A 19,606-nucleotide genomic window follows, 5' to 3' on the forward strand; every position below is an offset into this window, starting at 1 on the left:
CCCCCATGTCCCTCTCCAACGAGGATCTCGCCCCCACGCCTGCCGAGAAGCGGACGTGGACGATGTGGCATTACGCTGCGCTGTGGGTCGGGATGTCCGTCTGCATCCCCACGTACACCATGGCCTCGGGCCTCATCGACCAGGGGATGAGCTGGAAGGAGGCGATCGCGTGCGTCGCCCTGGGCAACGTCATCGTCCTCGCGCCGATGATCCTGAACGCCCACCCGGGGACCCGGTACGGCGTGCCTTTCCCGGTGCTCGCCCGCGCCTCTTTCGGTGTGCTCGGCGCCAACATCCCGGCGCTCCTCCGGGCTCTCGTGGCGTGCGGCTGGTTCGGCATCCAGACCTGGATCGGCGGTCAGGCCCTGTACCAGCTCTTCGCGGCTGCCGTGCCCGCCATCGTCGAGCCGCTCTCCTCGGCCACCTTCAAGGCCGCGGTGGGCATCCAGCCCGGTGAGCTGCTCGGGTTCGCCGTCTTCTGGGCCATCACCCTGCGCTTCATCCTGCGCGGCACCGAGTCGATCAAGTTCCTCGAAAGCTGGGCTGCCCCGTTCTTGATCGTCATGGGCCTCGTGCTGCTCGGCTGGGCGTACACCCGCGCTGGCGGGTTCGGCCCCATGCTCGCCCAGCCCTCGAAGCTCGAAGGGCGCTTCTGGAAAGTCTTCGGCCCTGGCCTCACGGCCATGGTGGGCTTCTGGGCGACGCTCTCGCTGAACATCCCCGACTTCACCCGCTACGCGAAGAGCCAGCGCGATCAGGCCCTGGGACAGGCCATCGGCCTGCCGGGGACCATGGTCCTCTTCTCCTTCATCGGCGTGGCAGTCACCTCGGCGACCCCGATCATCTTCGGGGAGACCATCTGGGACCCGGTGAAGCTGCTCGGCAGGATCGGGGGCGCCTTGATCCTCATCGTGGCCATGTTCGGTCTCGGCGTGGCCACGCTGTCGACCAACCTCGCGGCGAACGTGGTCTCTCCGGCCAACGACTTCTCGAACCTCTCCCCGTCGCGCATCTCGTACCGGATGGGGGGCGTGATCACGGCCGTGATCGGCGCGCTGATCATGCCCTGGAAGCTCATCGAGTCCTCCCAGGGGTACATCTTCGTGTGGCTGGTGGGCTACTCGGCGCTGCTCGGGCCCATCGGCGGCATCATGATCGTCGATTACTTCCTGGTGCGGAAGAAGCGGCTGGACGTCGACGACCTCTACCGCCGTGGCGGCATCTACGAGTACTCGAACGGCGTGAACTGGAAGGCGATCATCGCCATGGCCATCGCGGTGGCCGTCAACCTCCCAGGGTTCCTCGCCGAAGCCATCCCATCGCTGAAGGACGCCGTCCCTCCGCTGCTCAAGACCCTCTACACCTACGCCTGGTTCGTGGGCGTGCTCGTCGCTGGATCCATCTACTACCTGCTGATGGTCAGGTCCGTGCGCGAGCCCTCCGAGCCGGGCGCGGCGCCCGCCTCCCCCGGCTGAAGAGCAGACCGGCAAAGCTGCTGCGCGCCCCGCGTCGTCGTTCGGCCTCCCTCGAAATCCGAGAGGATTCCTCGGTCGGCCTTCCTGGCCGCGGGGCGCTCGCGACGCTTTGCCGGCCTGCTCTTGCGAGCTCATACGCCTCCGGAGGGCCAGGTCGCCTACCTACTGGTGCTGCACCTGTAGATCGTAGAGTTCCACCTCACCGTAGGCGCTGCACGACTCGCCCGTGATCTTCTTGCTCCCCTGGCAGGACGACTGCACGTAGGCGCCCGCCTTGAAGTAAGCGCCCGTGAATGACTTTGGATACGAGTACGCCAGGGTGCCATTGTAATAACATTTGACCACGTTGTTCTGGACCTCGAACTTCACGGTGAACCGGGTCCCCAGCACGTAATTCGACGTCAGCGTGGGACCATCGTCGCCATTCAGATCGATGAACAGCTTCTGCCCTTCCAGGCGGAAGACGATGACGTCGTCGTCTCCGTCGTGAATCTGCCCGACGACGATGTGCTTCTTCACGTCGGGGAGATGCGTCACCTTCTGATCGATGAACAGGGTGTGCTTGCCCGAAGAGGACGACCAGCTCGCATTGCTGGCGCCATTGCTGGTCATCTCCCGGAGCTCTGACCGCGGGTATCCCGAGCCGCTCGTGGTGTAGCCGCCGGTATGGGCCTTGAACGCAACCGCGTCGCCCGTGGCGTTCACGCGGAAGTAGGTGCTGTCGAGGAAGGTATCGAGTTCGGGTCGCTTGATCTCGTCCGGGCTCCCTGCATGCGACGTGTCGATGGGCAGCGTGAGCTTCCAGTGGGTCAGATCCAGGACCTCCGACGGGTACTCGGCCGGCTCTTCGGGATCGGGCTCAGGGTCGGGCTCGGGCTCGGGCTCGGGAGGGGGAGTGTCCGTCGTCGCCAGGGTGAAGTTGTCGAAGCGCCCCGTCCCGCCGTTGTAGGCGCCGTAGAGGGCCACCGACGTGGCGCTGCCCGAGCTGAAGGTGATGGTCGCCCTGCTCCAGGCGCTGCTGTTCAGGCTCTGGCTACCCAGCACCGTGGAGCCTGCTTTGACACCCACAGTTCCCTTCCCGAGGACCCAGGCTTCGAGGACGTAGGTGGTGTTCGGGGTGACGGTGACCGTCTGCTCCACACGATCCCCGGAGCCCGTGACCTTTGCCGACTTGCTGCCGGAATGCTTGTCACTGGTGGAGATCTCGAACAGCGACTCGTTTCCCCAGCCGGTCTTGTCGCTCTCGAAGCCAGGATTGGTGAGCGCGACGGAGATCCGGGCAGAGGACTCCGAGGCGCTCTCGGTACCTTCCGGGTACACCTCGTGAGAATCACCATTCATGCACGCCGTGAGCAATGCAATGGGTAGCAGCAGGGCACAACCCGAGGAACGTCTCGTCGAGAGCCGCTTGATTCGCATCGGCCGAGTCTATGTGCGACCTCTCCGGAGTCAAGCGACGCAGGCGGTTTCGCCGGGCCACCTGTCATGCAGCAGCGCTGCGTTTCTCCCGCAATCGTGGCGGCCATTTGAACTGCGGGTGTCGCTCCCGGAGGGCGCAATGGAGTCCAGGGGTGCACCTGTCTCCACCCTGCCGCCGCGGGACGTACCTGCCCTCGCTGCCATCGGCCCTGCGAGACGAGGTGAGCGAAGCGCGGGTACCCCGGCCAGCAGCGCGAGTCCTTCTGGTAGGCCCGACTGGCCTTTGATAGCTTCCGCCCATGGTTCAGAGGCAGCCCACGAGCGCCGGTGAGCTCGAGCTCGTCGTGGCTGTGGGCACAGAACTCACGGTTCACCCTCTGCCAGCGTCGGGGCGCCTGACGCTGGGGCGTGGCGCTGACTGTGACGTGCGCATCGATGACGGCTCCGTGTCGCGGCGCCATGCCATCCTGGACCTGGGGCCCCCGTTGCGGATCGAGGACCTGGAGAGCGCGAATGGCACGCTGGTCCGCAAGGCGCGCGAGCTCGCGGACCGGGCAGAGACGAACGAGCTGCGCCCCCGGAGCGGCGGCGCGTTTGAGCTCGTGCCCGGAGACCGCATCCTTCTCGGCAGTGTCGTCGCCGTTGTGCGGCGTCGTGCGGGCAAGTCGGGCGAGGACCGCCGGGTGCCCGGTGCCCAGGTGGCCCCGATCGTGCGCGAGCCGGCCATGCAGCGGCTCTACGAGGCTGCAGAGCGCGCCGCCCGGGGCACCATCAGCGTGCTCCTCCTCGGCGAGACGGGCGTGGGCAAGGAAGTGCTCGCGCGGGAGATCCACCGCCGCTCGCCGCGCGCGCAGGGACCCTTCGTGGTCATCGACTGTGCAGGCTTGCTCGGCTCGGTGCTCGAAGGCGAGCTGTTCGGCCACGAGAAGGGCGCCTTCACGGGCGCGACCGAGGCGCGGCCCGGGCTGTTCGAGGTGGCCGACGGAGGCACCGCGTTCCTCGACGAGATCGGCGAGCTGCCCTCTGCATTGCAGATGAAGCTCCTGCGCGTGCTGGAGGAGCGCACCGTCACCCGGGTGGGCGGCAGATCCCCGCGCCGCGTGGACGTGCGGTTCATCGGCGCGACCAACCGCGCGCTGGCTTCGGAGGTAGAGGCCGGGACGTTCCGGCGAGACCTGTTCTACCGCGTGAGCGCCATGACGCTCGACATCCCCCCGCTCCGGGAGCGCCCTGCCGACATCCCCGAGCTGTGCGGCCACTTCATCGCAGAGGCGTGCCACAAGCTGGATCGTCCTCCGCTCCCTCTCTCCGACGAGGCGCGCGCGGTCCTCATGGCCCACCGCTGGCCCGGGAACATCCGGGAGCTGCGAAACGCGATGGAGCACGCCGTCCTGCTCTGCGGGGGCGACGTGATCACCCCCGCCAACCTCCCCCTTTCGCTCGACGTTCGCTCTCCCGAGGCCCGCAGCGTGGCGGTCTCGGAGAGCGCTCGTCCTCCCGGGCAGGAACCCCCTCCTGCGAGGGCCGCGGTCGACGGCCAGACCAGCGCGCGCAGCGCCGTGCAAGCCCCCGAGCGCACGGCGGTGGCGGAGGCCGCAGCGCCGCCCGTGGCACCACCCGCCTCCTCGGTCGAGGAGATCCGGGCCGCCCTCGATGCCATGGAACGCAAGCGCGTCATCGAGGCGCTGGAGCGCTGCGGAGGCAACCAGACCCGGGCGGCAGAAGCCCTCGGCATCTCGAGGCGAACCCTCGTCACGCGGCTCGGTGAGTACGGGCTGCCTCGCCCGCGCAAGCGGGGCGCCGAGTGACTCGTTCCCCTGTCAGGAAGCTTCATCCCCTGGCGCTCTTCCTCGGGCTCTTGCTCGCTGCCTGCGCGGCTGGTGAACCCTCCCCCGAAGGCCGCGACACGGAGGAAGGGGACCTCGCAGGCCCGCCGGGGGAGGCGCTCGCCCGCAGCGAGGACGGCGCTGGCGCGGGGGATGGCGACACCGCCTGCGGCGTCTGCGATCGCCAGCTCGGGTGCGTGACGCCTTCCTGCGGCTGCGGCGCCATCTGCATCGTGCCGCCCTGCGTTCGCGACGACAGCGGCGTCTGCACCACCTGCCCCGCCTTCCAGTGCATCCCCTCGCCGCCCTACTGCAAGCGTGATCTCGACTGCCCCCTCGGTGAGTGCGCGGCCGGTGCCTGCACCTGCGTGGAGGACGCCGACTGCGGGGCCGACCAGCGCTTCCAGTGCAACGGCGGGATCTGCGCGGCCCGCAAGTGCACGAGCAGCGCAGACTGCTGCGACGAGTCCGGAGCCTGCCTGGCCTGCTCGGCAGACGGCTCGTGCAGCTCCCCGATCCTCTCTGCGCCCGACCCCTCGTTTTCCTGCGCGTTCAGCGCCACCGAGGGCAACACCGCGGGCCTCGTGGCGCTCGTGGCCACGCTCCTCTCCGCCGCATCCCTCGTGACCTCGCGCCGAGCCCGGCGCCGCTAAAAGGTGGAACCTACCGCGAGCTTGGGGAGCCAGAGCAGGAAGGACCCGAAGGCCTGCTCCTCTCCGAGCGCTTTGTTTGGCGCGCAGGCCAGACGCTCTGCGTACTCCACCCCCGGGCCTGGGCAGACGGCATCCACGCCGATGGCGCGGTCACCGAACACGGGCCCTACCGAGGGCGAGAAGAGCATGCTCATCGACAGGGAGACGCGCAGCCGCCACCACGCGAGCTCCACCCCGATCTCCGGCTCCACGAACGCCGGTGTCGCCCGCAGCACCTGGTCCCGCCCCTGGATCGCCAGCGGGGCCTGCTCCGCGCCGTCCGGTGTATACGCCGCGCCCGTCACCCCATCCGCCACCTGCGCCGAGGCGAGGGCCACCGACAGCCTCCCGAGCCCCGACAGCTTCCAGCCGATGGGCATCCGGTAGCTCACCCCCGCCCCGAGGTACGACGCGCGCAGGAGGAGCAGGTGGTCGAGATCGTACACTGCCAGCGCTGCTCCCAGCCCATCCGGACTGGGGATCTCGAGCGAGCGCTGGAACGTCGAGGCCACCGTGAGATACCCGGAGTGAAGCTCGAACGCGAGGCCGGAGCGCATGAGATACCCGGCACGCACGCCCACCACCGCGCCGCTGACCCCGGGGCAGGTGCCGCTCGCGCAGACCGTCTCGACGGCCGACTCGGCCCCGCTGCCGAGGCTCCCTCCACCTGCATAGCCACCGTAGGCTTCCAGGAACCACCCCCGACTCAGCGCGTCCATGGCGCCTGCGGGTGACGCCGTGAACCCCAGCGACGACCTCCGGCGCTCCAGCCGCGCCTCCACGGACATGTCGATCCCGTGCCTCACATCGACGATCGTCTCGTAGGGCAGGTGCCCCTCGCTGATCACCCGCAGCCGCCGCCACCCCGTGAGCAGGCGCAGAGGACGTTCCAGCGGCAGCCTGCCCCGCGGCCGACCGTCCACGAACACCTCGCCATCGATCTTGCTCGGGATGACGAGCCGCCCCGTGCGCCGGCTGATGTCGGCCATGCGGGCCGCGAGCTGCGCCCGATCGGTCTCGCTGAGCTGATCGCGGAACCCTGCGATCAGCGCCTCGTACATCTCCAGTGCTTCATCGAACCGCCCGAGCTTGTCCAGGCAGCTCGCGGCGTTCCGGGTGTTCTGGTACGAGGGCACGAGTTCCCGCGAGCGCAGGAAGTGATCGAGTGCACCCTCCTCGTCGCCTGCCTCCAGCAGCACGTTGCCGCGCCGGAACAGCGTCTTCGCCTCGTCGAGCCGCCGCGCTGGCGAGAGCGCCGACGTCTGTGGCGCCGCCTCGGGGGGCGCTGCCCACGCGCCTCCCCCTGCGGAGACGAGCACGACGAGCGCCATGAGTCCCGTGAGCACCGCGACCCGCGCCCCGGCGACCGTGTGCACCCACGTCCCGCGAACGCTCCGCAGACCTCCAGGGCGGCGCACGAGGCAGATCCCTGCGCTCACCAGGAACCGATCGGATCGAGCGGCCGTGGCGCGGCCGTGACGGGCGGGGGAGGGGAGACGACAGACGGCGCTGGCGCGGCGCTCGGCGAAGGCGGAGGCGGAGGCGGAGGCGGATCCTGGGCCACCCGGCTCGGCCCCGACCGCGCCGTGGACGACGACCCCTCCGCGCTGGCCGTGCGCAGCGGACCTCCCCGCGTGCCTGTGACCTCCGCCTGCACCTCCTGGATCTCGCGCAGGATGGCGCTCTTGCGCGTGTCCCCCTCCTCCCTCCTGAGCTGCGCGATGAGCATGTTGATGCGCTCCTGCGCCTCCTCCAGGCGCAGGTTCTGCTCCTCGGTCAACTGCCGCCCCTGCTGCTCCTGGCGAAGGATCTCCCTCACCGCCGACTCCTCGGCCTGCACCGCCCGCACGTAGGCGGCCCCGACACCGAGCAGCGACAGCGCCGCCACCCCTGCCGCGGCCCACGCCGTGAGCCGCGCCTTGCGCTCCGCCCGATGGCTCGCGCGCAGGAACGCCTTCGCGCCCTCGGTGACCCGCAGCCCCCCGCCGTACCCGAGCTCCTGCGCCATCGCCAGCCGCCGCCGCTGCCACAGCGCCACCGCCTCCGGATCGGCCTCCCAGCGGGCGGCGTCTCGCTCCAGCTCCTCGGCGAGCAGCCGCTCCTCCCGCGCCTCCGCGACCCACCCCCGCAACCTCTCCCACTGCGCGAGGAGCGCCTCGTGCGCCAGCGTCAGTCCTCCCTCCCCGGGCACCACCAGCCGCACCTCGACGAGCGCATCGATCACCTTCTCGGCCTCCGGCCCTGCCTGTGCCAGCAGCTCCTCGCGCCTCCGCGCCGCCCGCGTCCCCTCCGCGGTCGTCAGCGCGAGCAGCACCTCCCGCGCCGCCTGCAGCGCCTCTGGCCGCGCGCTGCACAGCGAGAGCAGCGTCGCCTCGGCGTGCCGTTCGAGCGCCCCGGCCATCCCCCCGAGTGCCCCGAGCCCCGCGCGCGTGATCTGCCGCGCCGCCACGTCCCGCCTCTCCCACAGTGCCCCGAGCGCGAACTGCGCCAGCGGCATCGCTCCTGCGGTCTCTCTCAGCTCCGCGAGCACCTCCTCCCGCAGCGCCTCGTCCTCGAACGAGTACCCGTACGCCGCGAGCGCTTGATCCACGATCTCGCCCCACTCGATCGCGCTCACCGGCTCCACCAGCAGGAGCCCTCGTGGCAGCGCGCGCCCTAGCTCCGCGATCCCCAGGAGCGGGTCGAGCAGGTCTCGGCGCGCCGCCACCACGGCCCGCACCCCCGGCAGCGCCTGCTCACCGAGCCGGCCGATGAGCTGCGCCGCCCACCTCCCGCTCGTCTCCTCCGCCACCGTCGCCAGCTCCTCGAGCTGATCCACGAGCAGCACCGCTCCACGACCGCTCGCCTGGGCACGGTCTGCGAGCGCCGCCACCACGGCCTCCGGCCCTCGCTCCACGGCGCCACCCACGAGCGGTGCGAGTGCCGCCCCGAGCGCTGCCTGCGGATCCCTCCCTGGCTCCACCGTCACCGTATCCCACCGCGAAGGCCACCCCCCGAGCCCTCCTTCCGCGAGTGCTGGCAGCACCCCGGCCCGCGCCAGGCTGCTCTTCCCGCTCCCGGACGGACCCACCAGCGCCAGCAGCCCGCGGCTGCGCAGCACCTCCAGCGCCGCTGCCACTTCCCGTGTCCGCCCGAAGAACACGTCCCGGTCTCGCCCCTCGAAGCGGCCCAGCCCCCGGAAGGGCCCCTCCTCCTCGACCGGGAGCGTCCGGGCCCGTCCCAGCAGCTCGCGCCGGATCTGCTCCAGCCGCACGGCTACCCCCTCCGCAGAGCGCGGCCGTGACGCCCGATCGGGCGCGATCAGCCCGTCCACCAGCTCCGCGAGCGCTGCTGGCACGCTGGCGGCGACGGACCCCACCGGCGGTGGCATCGCGCGCCCCGTCAGCACCGAAGGCTCCATCCTGCCCGAGCGCGCCGCCGCGGGCACGTGACCCGTCAGGCACTCGAACAGCGTCGCCCCGAGCGCATACAGATCGTTCGCTGGCGTCGACGGCGCGTTCCCACCCAGGCTCGCCGGATCGATGTATCCCAGCGTTCCCGACTGCATCCCCGAGATCTGCAGGGTCTGGTCCGGATCGAGCGCGGCCACTTCCTGCAGCGTCTCCTGGTGGCCCTCGACCGACCCCCGCGGACCCCCCATCGCCTGCTCTGCGGCGGCGATCCCGAAGTCGATGAGCTTCACGACCCCCGCCGCCTCGATCACGTTGCTTGGCTTCACGTCCCGGTGCACGAGCCCCGCCTGGTGCACCGCGCTCAGCGCCGAGGCGAGCGCCGCGCCCACCGCCAGCACGGCCGCGACCTCCATCCCCCTCCCTGCCGACAGGCGCGCATTGAGCGCGGTCCCGGCCAGGTGCTCCATCGCCAGCCCCATCACCCCCAGCTCTTCGTCGATGGGCAGGGCATAGAACCGCACCACGTTGGGATGCTCCACCTGACAGAGCGCCCGCGCCTCGTCCACGATCCGCGCCCGCGCCATGCTCGGCGTCACCCCGCGCGCCACGTCCTCCCGGCTCGGCTCCAGCGAGAACAGCTTCACCGCTGCCGTGCGCAGCACCGCATCCCCGTACACCTCACGCGCGAGCCATACCGGCGCGAACCCCCCCCGCCCGAGTGGCTCCACGAGCAGGAACGGTCCCAGCCGGCGCTCGGCTTCGGGACGATCCAGGAGGCGCGCGAGGGCGGGAGAGAGGTGGACCATGCCGTTCGCCGCCAGCGCGGCGGTCTGGCCCGACGATGCGGCAACTCCGCGACGGGGTCCAGAGGAGAGCGTCATCCCGCTCCCCACCCGCCCTCCCCTCGACCCCCACCCCGCCCTGGCCCGGTAGCCCTTCATCGTGGCCAGCCCGAGCGTGCCAACCCCCACTCTTGCATCGCACCTCCGCCCATCACCCAGCGACGCGCACGCGATACGCGCACCCACGCCATCGTGGTGCGATTTTTCATCCCCCCTCCTCCACCCCCTCCGCCGCTTTGCCCGCCAACCCGAGGCAGGTCCCCGGAATTAGAGATCAGCACGCGCCTCTCCTTCGCACCGGCGCTGCTCTCCAGAGGAACCCGATGCCCATCGAGCCGCATATCCAGCCACGGTCAGTCCACAGCACCGCGCTGAGCCTCTGCGCGGAGGTGATCTCATGAGCCACGCCGAGCGCATCACCTTGCTCACCGCGCAGCGACCCGCCCTGCTCCGCCTCGTCCAGGAAGCCCGGCAGGGGCATCCTGACGAAGACCTTGCCGCCTACCTGGCCACGGTGCGTGAGCCGAGCGGCTACCTGCTCGCGGTGGCCCTGAAGCGCCGCTTCGGGCACCCCGACCCCGAGACTGTCCTCCGTCACGCGCTGCTCGGCCAGGGGCCCTCCCATGCCTTCGTGGCCGGCATCACCACCGCCACCACCCTTGCCGAGGTCCTGGGCACCCTCTCTCCGAACCTCGTCACCCTCTCCGACCAGCTCCGAGGCACCCACCCACCCGACGCGCCAGGCACCCCTCTGCGGGTTCTCGTCGCCGCCCGCGGAGGCGCCGAGATCTTCGCCATCCCCGAGCTATCCCCTTCCTGACACGTCCCTCCACGAGATGCCTCCACCTCTGTAAGCTCCAGGAATGCGTATGAACCTCGACGACCTGATGGCCGAGCTCGAAGGACTCGGCACCGAGCAGAACCGCAAGATCTACAAGCGTCACGGCTCCGGCGACAACGTTTTCGGCGTTAGCTTCGCCCACCTCGGCGCCATCAAGAAGCGCATCAAGACCGACCACCTCCTGGCCCGGAAGCTCTGGTCGACCGGCAACGCCGACGCCCGCGCGCTCGCCACGATGATCGCCGACCCTGCCCAGTCCTCGCTGCAAGAAGCGGATTCCTGGCTCGTCGGCGTCCGCCAGCACGGGCTCATCGACATGTACACGAAGGACGTCGTCTCCCGGGCCGCCTACGCCCGCGAAGCCATGGAGCGATGGACGGCTTCGGAGGACGAGTTCATCGGCCGTGCCGGATGGGACGTCCTCGGCCAGCTCGCGGCCAGTGACCCGTCGCTCCCCGAGTCCCTCTTCTCCAGCCGCATCCAGGAGATCGAGGCCAGGATCGGCACGGCCAAGAACCGCACCCGGGAGACCATGAACCAGGCCCTGATCCGCATCGGCACCCGCACGCCTGCCTTGCGTGTGCAGGCCCTCGCCGCTGCCCGGCGCATCGGCAAGGTCGAGGTCGACCACGGAGACACGGCTTGCAAGACCTCGGATGCCGTGGCCACCATCGAGAAGATCTGGGCGAGGACGGGGGAGGGGACATCCGCGCCGCAGGCTGCCGGGACGAAGAAAGCGGCGAAGACGACCAGCAAGAAGAAGGCCTCGACCCCCGCCAAGGCCGCCGTCACCCGGAAAGCAGCGGGCACCAAGGTGGCGAGCGCAACGTCGAAGAAGACAGGCGCCTCTCCCCGCCCCACGCGCAAGCCCTGAGAAGCTCCCCACCGATGCACCTCACACCGCAGCCCCCAGCGCGTCCCGCATCCGCTCTGCCTCCTGGCTGGACGCGCGCCCCCCTCTCCGACATCGCGGACGTGAACCCCCCGCGTCCTCTCCAGCGGGGCAGCAACGCCCCCTTCGTCGACATGGCCGCCGTCGACGGCCTCCTGCCGCGGCTACGCAGCGTGACCGAGCGCGCATTCCCTGGCAGCGGCGCCCGTTTCCAGAACGGCGACGTCCTGCTCGCGCGCATCAGCCCCTCGCTGGAGAACGGCAAGACAGCGATCGTCGACGCCCTCTCTCCCGGCGAGGTCGGCTTCGGCTCCACCGAACTGACCGTCCTCGGCCCCCGGCGCGCCACCGCCGCGTACCTCTACTACCTCCTGAAGTGGGACGCCGTTCGCGGCCCCCTCATCGCGCGCCGCGTCGGCACCTCTGGCCGCCTGCGCGTCCCCACTGCCGCCTGGGACGAGATCTCCGTCGCCCTCCCGCCCCTCGCCGAGCAGGACCGCATCACCGCCATCCTCGGCGCCGTCGACGCCTCCCTCGCCGCGGCTCAGGCCCTCGCCGCGCAGCTCCACACCCTGCGCGCCGCCCTCGTCCGCGACACCTTCACCCGACCCTGCATCCAGCAACGCGGCGACCAGCTCTTCTCCCTCGGCGGTGGCCATCCCTTCTCGGCCATCACCCCCGACCCCGCGGGCGACACCCTCTTCCTCAAGGTCGACGACCTCGCCCACCCCGACAACCGCCGCAGCATCCACACCGCCGCCGCGCGCTTCCAGGCCTGCACCCACCCGGGCATCCGCGTCCATCCCCCGGGTCACCTGGTCTTCCCCAAGCGCGGCGGCGCCATCGCCAAGAACCGCGTCCGCGTCCTCGCCCACCCTGCGGCCGTCGACCCCAACCTCATGGTCCTCGCCCCGCGCCGCGCGCTCCACCCTCACGCCTTCGCCGAAGCCCTCCAGTTCCGCGGGCTCGCCACCTTCGCCGACGACGCTGGCATCCCCCAGATCAACTTCAAGCACCTCTACCCCGTCCGCTTCGCCGTCCCTCCCCTGGAGGCACAGCGCGCCCTCCACGAGACCCTCACCGCCCTCGACGCCCGCATCCACACCGAGCACGCCCGCCAGGAGGCCCTCCTCGCGCTGCGCAGCTCCCTCCTCTCCGACCTCCTCACCGGGCGCCGCCGCCCGGCCCCCACCGTCCCCGAACCGCCTCCCCAGCCCCCCATGTCCTGACGCTCCATCTCCCCGGGAAGGCCCCCCCCGCGCGCCGCGCAGCCCAGCCTCGGGGCTCAGGCGCCCTCGACGTCTCCCGACACCTCCACCTGCCCCCCACCCACCCGCCACCGCGTCTGCGTGCAAGCCCGCGCGAACGCCGCATCGTGCGTCACCAGGAGCAGCGCCCCCGGGTAGTCCGAGAGCGCTTTCTCCAGCCGCTCGATCGAGGGCAGATCCAGGTGATTCGTCGGCTCATCCAGCACCACCGCCCACACGTGCCGCCCGAGCCCCAGCGCGATCATCAGCTTCCGCGCCTCACCTGGCGAGGGACGTGCCGATCCCAGCAGCCTCTCCGGCTCCACCCCGAGCGCTGCCACCAGCGACATCACCCGCCCTCGTGCCACCGGATCCAGCGCCCGCACCTCGGCGGCCAGCGCCTGCTCCGCCTCCTCGCCCAGCTCCTGCGGCACGTAGAGCACCTTCTCTCGCGGCACCCGCGACGCCTTGAGCAGCGCCTCCACCAGCGTCGTCTTCCCGCCGCCGTTCGGCCCCTCCACCCGGATCCGATCCTCCCTCCCCACCGACAGCCGCACCTCCCCCAGCACCTGCTTCCCTGTGGCCCCACCGGCCCGGATCTCCGGCGCATCCAGCACGAACAACCAGGGCGTCGGCGACCGCTGGTAATCCACGAACACGCTCCTCCCCCGCTCCTTCTCCACGTGGTGCTCCCCCACCGCGGCCTGCGCCTCCTCGTGCTGCTTCCGCAGCAGCGTCACCTGCCGCCCCGCGTTCTTCTCCCCCCACTCTGCCGTCACCTTCGCCAGCATGCCCCGCGCGTCGTGATCTTTCGGCCCCTTCGCCCGGTTGCGTGTCCTCCGGTTTGCCGTCGCCGAGGCCAGGTCGCGCCGCGCGTCTCCGAGCTGCCGCTTGAGCTTCTTCTCCTCGCCGCGGGCCCGCTGGTGGGCCTCCACCTTCTCCCGCCCCTCGGCCTCCCAGAGCGCCTTGGCCGCGCTGTACCCGCCCGGGAAGGTCCGCACCGTTCCCCGATCGACGCGCACCGTGTCTTCCGTCAGCTCGTCGAGCAGCACCCGATCGTGCGACACGCACACCCCGATCCCTCGGAACCCCCGCAGCGCCCCCACGAGCAGCGCCCGCGCCTCCGCGTCGATGTGGTTCGTCGGCTCGTCGAGCAGCAGCACGTCCGGCGCAGCCCACAGCGCCGCCCCGATCTGCCACCGCTTCCGTTCTCCGGGCGACAGCGTGCTCCACCGCCCCAGCGTCTCCGGATCCAGCGCCAGCATCGCCCGGAGCCGGCGCGCCTCGCCCCCCACCTCTGCCGCGAAGGCCTCAATCTCCTCGTCCGCGTGTTCCACCGCCTGCGGACACAGCACGACCCGTGCGCCCTGCGGCTCCACCAGGACGTGCCCCTCATCGGGCGTGAGCGCCCCCGAAAGGAGACGCAGCAGCGTCGTCTTCCCGGCGCCATTGGGCCCCACGAGGCCCGTCCATCCGGGCGCCAGGTGCACCTCGGCGTCCGACAGAATGGCCGCCACGTCAGAATAGGAAAATGAAACGCGAGAAAGCCGAATCGACTGCATAACCGCTCCTGAATCGTCGGGCGGCGCGCACATGCGCCAGCCCGGGTCACGGGAATGCAGGCTGCCCAGCGACCACGGCGCGAGGCACAAGGGACCAGCGCGGGGGCGACAGCCTGCGGACCGGATTCAGGAGCGGAACTTCACGTCGTCAAACCTCGCGTCAGAGCCATGCGTCGGGGCATCCCGTCAGTGCATCCCTCGGTTGCGTACGCCATGGCCCTTGGCCCATGCGCTGGGGTCTTGCACTGTGACGCACCAATCTCATACCAAAGGCCAGCGCCTCGCGCAACCCTATGACCGATCTCGACCCCAATCCCTTCGGCCCTGACCAGCCTTGTTTTGGTTGCAGCCCCGACCATCCCATTGGGTTTCACCTCCGCTTCGCCCGCGAGGGCGACGAGGTCGTCACCCGCTTCACCCCTGGCCCTCAGTATCAGGGCCCTCCGGGGATCATGCATGGCGGCCTCGTCACCACCCTCGCCGACGAGGTCGCCGCCTGGGCCGTCATCGGCCTCCTCGACCGTTTCGGCTTCACCGCCTCCATCCAGGTCCGCCTGCACCGCCCCATGCGCATCGGCGTCGAGGTGGAAGGCCGCGGCAGCATCCTTCGTCACTCCTCGCGCACGGCCACCATCGCCGTCCGCCTCTCCCAGGGTGGCGTCGACGCCCTCACGGGCGAGCTCACCTTCGCCATCCTCGACCAGGCAGCCGCCGAGCGCCTCCTCGGAGGCCCCCTCCCTGAAGCCTGGCGCCGCTTCTCCCGCGCCTCGACCTGAGGCTCAGCCCTTCGCGGTGAGCCTCAGCCCTTCGCGGCGGCCTTACCCTGACCCTTCACCCCGGCCACCAGCGCCGCGCGCACCGCCTCGTTGCCGGCCAGCGGCTTGGGAAGCGCCACCTCTTCTCCGGAGCGCAGCTTCAGCGCGAGGCGCCCGCCCTCCGCCACCACCTTCGCGATCGCGTCCCACCGCACCGAGCGCGTCTGCCGCCCCATCGCGAACGTCACCCCGTGCTCGAACACCACCGTGAGCCGCCGGCTCGTCGCCCGCCGCAGCAGCTCGCTCACCACCAGCAGCCCGAACGGGATCACCCACAGCGACCAGTCCGAGAGCATCTCCGGCCAGTCCCGCCGATCGGCCGTCAAAAATGCACCCACCAGCACCACCATCGCCGCAAATGCCAGCACCTGCCCTGCGAGCGCGAGGAACACCGACGCCCGCGACGGGCTCACGATGCGTTGTAGCGGTCCAAGATCTTCTCTCGCTTTGCCCTTAGGAATTCGCATCTTTCTCGTCCCGGTGCGCAGCCTAGCCGACGCGCGCCTTCGCGTCCCGCGCGCCCATCCGCCTCTCCCCCACGCCGCATCACCTGGCGTATACCCCCTCTCCGTCTCCCATGCCGTCACCCCTCAAGGCGCTCAGCCCGAAAGACCTCCAGAGCCACCTCTGGGCCGGGGCAGACATCCTGCGGAGCAGCGTCGATGCCAGCGACTACAAGCTCTACCTCTTCGGCCTGCTCTTTCTGAAGTACCTCTCCGACCGCTTCGACGAGCACGCCGAAGCCACCGCAGCCTCCGCATCTCCCGTCACCTTGCCCGTCGCACCGGCGGACGACCCCTCTCCCTTCAAGGTCCCCCCGAGCGCCCACTGGTCCACCCTCTCCAGTGCCGAGCACCCTGCCAGTGCTCTGAACGACGCATGCGTCGCCCTCGAAGAAGAGAACCCTCGCCTCCGCGGCATCCTCGCGGGCATCGACTTCAACGACCGCCGCCTCGGCGACCCCGAGGCCCGTGACGCCCTTCTCTCGCGCCTCCTCAAGCACTTCACCCCCCTCGACCTCCGCGCCGCTTCCCTTGCCGAGCCCGACATGCTCGGCAACGCCTATGAGTTCCTCATCGAGCGCTTCGCCGAGAGAGCCGGCAAGAAGGCTGGCGAGTTCCGCACGCCTCTTCAGGTCGTCAATCTCGCTGTCGCCCTCTGCCCTCCTGAAGAGGGCATGCGCATCTGCGACCCCACCTGTGGCTCCGGCGGCATGCTCCTCGGCAGCGCCCGGGATCTCGCCCACCGCGGCGGCGACCCGCGCACCCTTCGTCTCCACGGCCAGGAGAGCAACCACGCCACCTGGTCCATCTGCACCATGAACCTCGTCCTTCATGGCCGCATGGACGCCCGCATCGAGCGCGGCGACACCCTGCGCGACCCCCGCCTCCTCGACGACCAGGGCCACCTCCTCCGCTTCGACCGCATCTTCGCCAACCCCCCGTACTCCCTCGCCGCCTGGGGCCACGACGACATCCTCAGCGACCGTCACGACCGCTTCCAGCGCGGCATCCCTCCCCGCACCCGGGCCGACTACGCCTTCCTCCAGCACATCGTCGCCACCCTCGACACCCGCGGCCAGGCCGCCATCGTCATCCCTCTCGGCGTCCTCTTCCGCAGCGGCATCGAGGCCACCATCCGCCAGAAGCTCCTCGCCGAAGACCTCGTCCAGGCCGTCATCGGCCTCCCCCCGAACCTCTTCTTCGGCACCGGCATCCCCGCCGCCATCCTGGTGCTCGACCGCGACAAGCTCCCCGCCCGCCAGGGCAAGGTCCTCTTCATCGACGCCTCCCGCGACTTCGAGGAAGGCTCCCCCCGCAACCGCCTCCGCCCCGAGGACGTCGAGCGCATCGTCACCACCTTCCACGCCTTCGCCGACGCCCCCGGCTACGCCCGCGTCGCCGCCCTCGAAGACATCGCCGCGCACGAGCACCACCTCACCGTCACCCGCTACGTCGCCACCGCCCGGACCACCCCCTCCGAGCCCCCCACCGTCGCCGCTGCCCTCACCCGCCTCCGCGCCCTGGAAGCCGACCGCTCCGCCGCGGACGCGCATCTCGGCGCCGTGCTGCGGGATCTGGGGTATGAGGGAGGAGAGGGCAGCGAGGGAGACGAAGGAACGTGACGGACCACATCGAGCGCTTCACCGCGAAGAACTACGGATGCTTGAAGGACGTCACGGTGCAATTGACGCCGCTCCACGCCTTCATCGGCCCGAACGACAGCGGCAAGTCGACGCTGCTCCGGGCGATAGAGCACGTTCTCGCCAATGCAAAACTCAATACTGAGGTGCCTGCAGGGGTCTCACTTCCGCTCGCCAACCCTGAGGTCTCGGTGAACTCTTGGTTGGAAGTATGTTGGCGGAACGTAGTGTATCGATTGAGGCGTACGAATGGATCATTCGGCGTGGATGTCGACATCGGTAATAGAACTTTTGGTACGTCGGTTCTCAGAAATCGAGAAGCGCCAATGTTTGGGTTCGCCTTTCGTAACTGGATTTCTCGAAGCCCACGCATGTTGCGTCTCGATCCAGATTCACTGTGCCACCAGAGCCAGCTAATTCCCAAGCAACAGGCACTTGCAACAGACGAAAGAGGCGCCGGTCTGCCCGGAATCTATGACAGAATAATTAATAATAACGTGGAGGCCTTTCTTCCAATTAAGCAGCAGGTACAGAAGCTCTTTCCGAGCATCCAATCCATCGGTCTGGAGAATGTCTCTAGTTCGTCCAAAGAACTCCAGATTCAGCTTACGTCAGGCGAGTGGATACCAGCGAGCCACGTCAGTGAGGGGTGTTGTACTATCTCGTTCCCGTCCCAAAAGGGGGGGAGCCTCGATCCGGTGCGTATCCGAGATCTTAGCCGGCGCGAATCTGCGGCGGCGGTGCGACCCAGCAGCGATTGCGGTCGAGGTTGCTGACGTACGGGTCGACCAACGAGAGATTTTGCCGAGATCTCGTGCGGATGAGGAAAAGGCGAGGCGCTGTCCGCAACTTTGTATATCGGAGGGTCCGCGTTCACGGCGGTCCCCTGCACCGTCAGGGAGGACGGCGCTCCGATGCGCAAGAGCTTTGACCGACAGCGACCCATCATGCAGCCCTGGCTCAATCACCCTCAAGCAAAGCAGCTCGGGCACATCGCGCAGGTACTGGACTCGCTGCCCGAAGCCACGGAGCTTGTGCTCAAGGACCTCGTTGGGGCTGGCGTCGACCCTCACACAGGGCGGCAGGGCATGAGCGCGGAGCAAGTACTACGAGTGCTCATCCTCAAGCAGATGCAGGACTTCAGCTACGAGGAGCTGGAGTTCCACCTTGCAGACTCGGCCACGTACCGCGCCTTCTGCTGCTTGGGCGTCGTCGACGCGGGGCCGAGCAAGTCTACGTTGCAGCGGAACATCAAGGCCGTCTCCGAGCAGACGCTTGAAGAGATCCATCGGATGATCGTCGCGTACGCGAAGCGTGAGGGCGTCGACAATGGCAAGCGCGTCCGCGTCGATTCGACGGTCGTCAAGGCTGCCATTCATAAACCAACGGACTCATCGCTCCTGAATGACAGCGTTCGCGTTCTGAGCCGATTGCTGCGTCGTCTACGCCCGTGGACGAAGAAGAAGGCCACGGATCATCGTCGACGAGCCAAGCGGCGGGCGCTGGGGATTGCCCATGCCAAATCTGAAGAGCAGCGGCGACCGCTTTATCGAGATCTGATCGTGGTGACGAAGAGGACGATCCGTGAAGCGCGTGCAGCGCTGCCCATCTTGCTCAGGGTGCGGGGAGGGAAGGACCAGGCCAAGGTGGACAGCTTGACGACACAGCTCCAGTATCACGTCGCCGCTGCCGAGCGCGTGCTTGATCAGGCGCAGCGTCGGGTACTGAGGGGCCAGTCCGTGCCAGCGCACGAGAAGGTCGTCTCGATCTTTGAGCCGCACGTCGACGTGATCGTGAAGGACAACCGCGAGACGCTGTTCGGGCACAAGGTATTCTTGTCAGCCGGCAGATCAGGCCTCATCTTCGATGTCGTCGTGCCCCGAGGAAACCCCGCCGACTCCTCCATGGCCACCACGATGATGACGCGTCACATCGAGATCTGCGGCAAGCCGCCGAAGCAGGCTGCGTTTGATGGTGCGTTCGCCTCCAAGTCCAACGTGAAGGAGATCAAGGACCTCGGTGTCCGCGACGTCGCCTTCAGCAAGCGTCGCGGGCTGGATGTCATGGAGATGGTCAAGAGTTCACGGATCTACCGCGCTCTGCGCAACTTCAGAGCAGGTGTCGAAGGCATCATCTCCTACCTCAAGCGTGCCTTCGGCCTGGCTCGCTGTGACTGGCGCACTTTCTCGTCGTTCCGCGCGTACGTGATGGGCTCCGTCATCACGGCGAACCTGCTGACCACCGCGCTGGCCGCCGTCGGTTCGTCGCCGGCCCGCGGCGGTGACGTGGTCAGACGCTCGCAAGCGCGGGCGGTTGTAGGCGTGTGTCCATCAAGCGACTCAGCCTGTGAAACAAGGCACATTGGCGGCGCAGACCGTCCGCGGGTGCAGTCGGAACTGCTCACGCCACCCTCGGCAGGCACTCCGGCCACCGCTGGAGCCAGTGTTCTGGGACGGCAAC

General features: G+C 69.3%; 15 protein-coding genes and 1 pseudogene. 11 read left to right on the forward strand and 5 right to left on the reverse strand.

Annotation, left to right across the window (positions count from 1 at the left end; all coding sequences use genetic code 11):
- Positions 1-5: 5 nt before the first annotated feature.
- Positions 6-1,475, forward strand: coding sequence for an NCS1 family nucleobase:cation symporter-1 (locus CAP_RS37510; RefSeq protein WP_044249899.1), 1,470 nt, complete (start codon positions 6-8; stop codon positions 1,473-1,475).
- A 162-nt stretch (positions 1,476-1,637) separates the two neighbouring features.
- Here CAP_RS37510 and CAP_RS46450 read toward each other — a convergent pair whose 3' ends face one another.
- Entirely contained in the window at positions 1,638-2,816 is a 1,179-nt protein-coding gene (locus CAP_RS46450) for a polysaccharide lyase family 7 protein (protein WP_081865675.1), read from the reverse strand.
- Positions 2,817-3,193: 377 nt separating this feature from the next.
- Here CAP_RS46450 and CAP_RS37520 point away from each other — a divergent pair, with 377 nt between their 5' ends.
- Together CAP_RS37520 and CAP_RS37525 are read left to right on the forward strand one after the other, a co-directional pair.
- Complete coding sequence (locus CAP_RS37520; RefSeq protein WP_044249902.1) at positions 3,194-4,702, forward strand: sigma-54-dependent Fis family transcriptional regulator; 1,509 nt, start codon at positions 3,194-3,196, stop codon at positions 4,700-4,702.
- Positions 4,699-5,373 carry a hypothetical protein gene (locus CAP_RS37525; RefSeq protein ID WP_156041494.1) on the forward strand — a complete coding sequence of 225 codons (675 nt, stop codon included), beginning with the start codon at positions 4,699-4,701 and terminating at the stop codon, positions 5,371-5,373. Before CAP_RS37520 ends, CAP_RS37525 begins: the two co-directional genes overlap by 4 nt.
- Here CAP_RS37525 and CAP_RS37530 read toward each other — a convergent pair.
- Entirely contained in the window at positions 5,370-6,851 is a 1,482-nt protein-coding gene (locus CAP_RS37530; protein WP_197041522.1) for a tetratricopeptide repeat protein, read from the reverse strand. The genes CAP_RS37525 and CAP_RS37530 overlap by 4 nt on opposite strands.
- Positions 6,848-9,610 (reverse strand): serine/threonine-protein kinase, encoded by a 2,763-nt coding sequence (locus CAP_RS37535; RefSeq protein WP_231511931.1) that lies wholly within the window; start codon positions 9,608-9,610, stop codon positions 6,848-6,850. The genes CAP_RS37530 and CAP_RS37535 overlap by 4 nt, the downstream gene beginning before the upstream one ends.
- Here CAP_RS37535 and CAP_RS55400 point away from each other — a divergent pair.
- The 4 genes from CAP_RS55400 (at position 9,609) to CAP_RS46455 (ending at position 12,608) form a co-directional block, all read left to right on the forward strand.
- Positions 9,609-9,737, forward strand: a complete 129-nt coding sequence (locus CAP_RS55400; protein ID WP_269324971.1) for a hypothetical protein — start codon at positions 9,609-9,611, stop codon at positions 9,735-9,737. The two genes, CAP_RS37535 and CAP_RS55400, sit on opposite strands and share 2 nt — an antisense overlap.
- Before the next feature lie 306 nt (positions 9,738-10,043).
- A complete protein-coding gene (locus tag CAP_RS37540) occupies positions 10,044-10,466 on the forward strand; it encodes a hypothetical protein (RefSeq protein WP_052376678.1) in 423 nt (140 codons plus the stop codon).
- 49 nt (positions 10,467-10,515) lie between these two features.
- Entirely contained in the window at positions 10,516-11,361 is an 846-nt protein-coding gene (locus CAP_RS37545) for a DNA alkylation repair protein (RefSeq protein ID WP_044249916.1), read from the forward strand.
- A gap of 101 nt (positions 11,362-11,462) precedes the next feature.
- A complete protein-coding gene (locus tag CAP_RS46455; RefSeq protein ID WP_231511932.1) occupies positions 11,463-12,608 on the forward strand; it encodes a restriction endonuclease subunit S in 1,146 nt (381 codons plus the stop codon).
- Positions 12,609-12,664: 56 nt separating this feature from the next.
- Here CAP_RS46455 and CAP_RS37555 read toward each other — a convergent pair whose 3' ends face one another.
- Positions 12,665-14,188 carry an ATP-binding cassette domain-containing protein gene (locus CAP_RS37555; RefSeq protein WP_044249919.1) on the reverse strand — a complete coding sequence of 508 codons (1,524 nt, stop codon included), beginning with the start codon at positions 14,186-14,188 and terminating at the stop codon, positions 12,665-12,667.
- 293 nt (positions 14,189-14,481) lie between these two features.
- On the opposite strand from CAP_RS37555, the gene CAP_RS37560 reads away from it, so the two are divergent.
- Positions 14,482-14,964 (forward strand): PaaI family thioesterase, encoded by a 483-nt coding sequence (locus tag CAP_RS37560; RefSeq protein ID WP_052376680.1) that lies wholly within the window; start codon positions 14,482-14,484, stop codon positions 14,962-14,964.
- Between the two features lie 23 nt (positions 14,965-14,987).
- Here CAP_RS37560 and CAP_RS37565 read toward each other — a convergent pair whose 3' ends face one another.
- A complete protein-coding gene (locus CAP_RS37565) occupies positions 14,988-15,416 on the reverse strand; it encodes a hypothetical protein (protein WP_044249921.1) in 429 nt (142 codons plus the stop codon).
- A 164-nt stretch (positions 15,417-15,580) separates the two neighbouring features.
- On the opposite strand from CAP_RS37565, the gene CAP_RS37570 reads away from it, so the two are divergent.
- The 3 genes and pseudogenes from CAP_RS37570 to CAP_RS37575 all read left to right on the forward strand — a co-directional run.
- On the forward strand, positions 15,581-17,128 hold the full coding sequence (locus CAP_RS37570; RefSeq protein WP_044249922.1) for a type I restriction-modification system subunit M: 1,548 nt from the start codon (positions 15,581-15,583) through the stop codon (positions 17,126-17,128).
- A complete protein-coding gene (locus tag CAP_RS49280) occupies positions 17,125-17,922 on the forward strand; it encodes an AAA family ATPase (RefSeq protein WP_081865677.1) in 798 nt (265 codons plus the stop codon). The genes CAP_RS37570 and CAP_RS49280 overlap by 4 nt, the downstream gene beginning before the upstream one ends.
- A 138-nt stretch (positions 17,923-18,060) precedes the next feature.
- Positions 18,061-19,395, forward strand: a pseudogene (locus CAP_RS37575) (ISNCY family transposase); the annotation flags it as partial.
- Positions 19,396-19,606: the final 211 nt, after the last annotated feature.

The organism is Chondromyces apiculatus DSM 436 (genome assembly GCF_000601485.1).
Classification (GTDB): Bacteria; Myxococcota_A; Polyangia; order Polyangiales; family Polyangiaceae; genus Chondromyces; species Chondromyces apiculatus.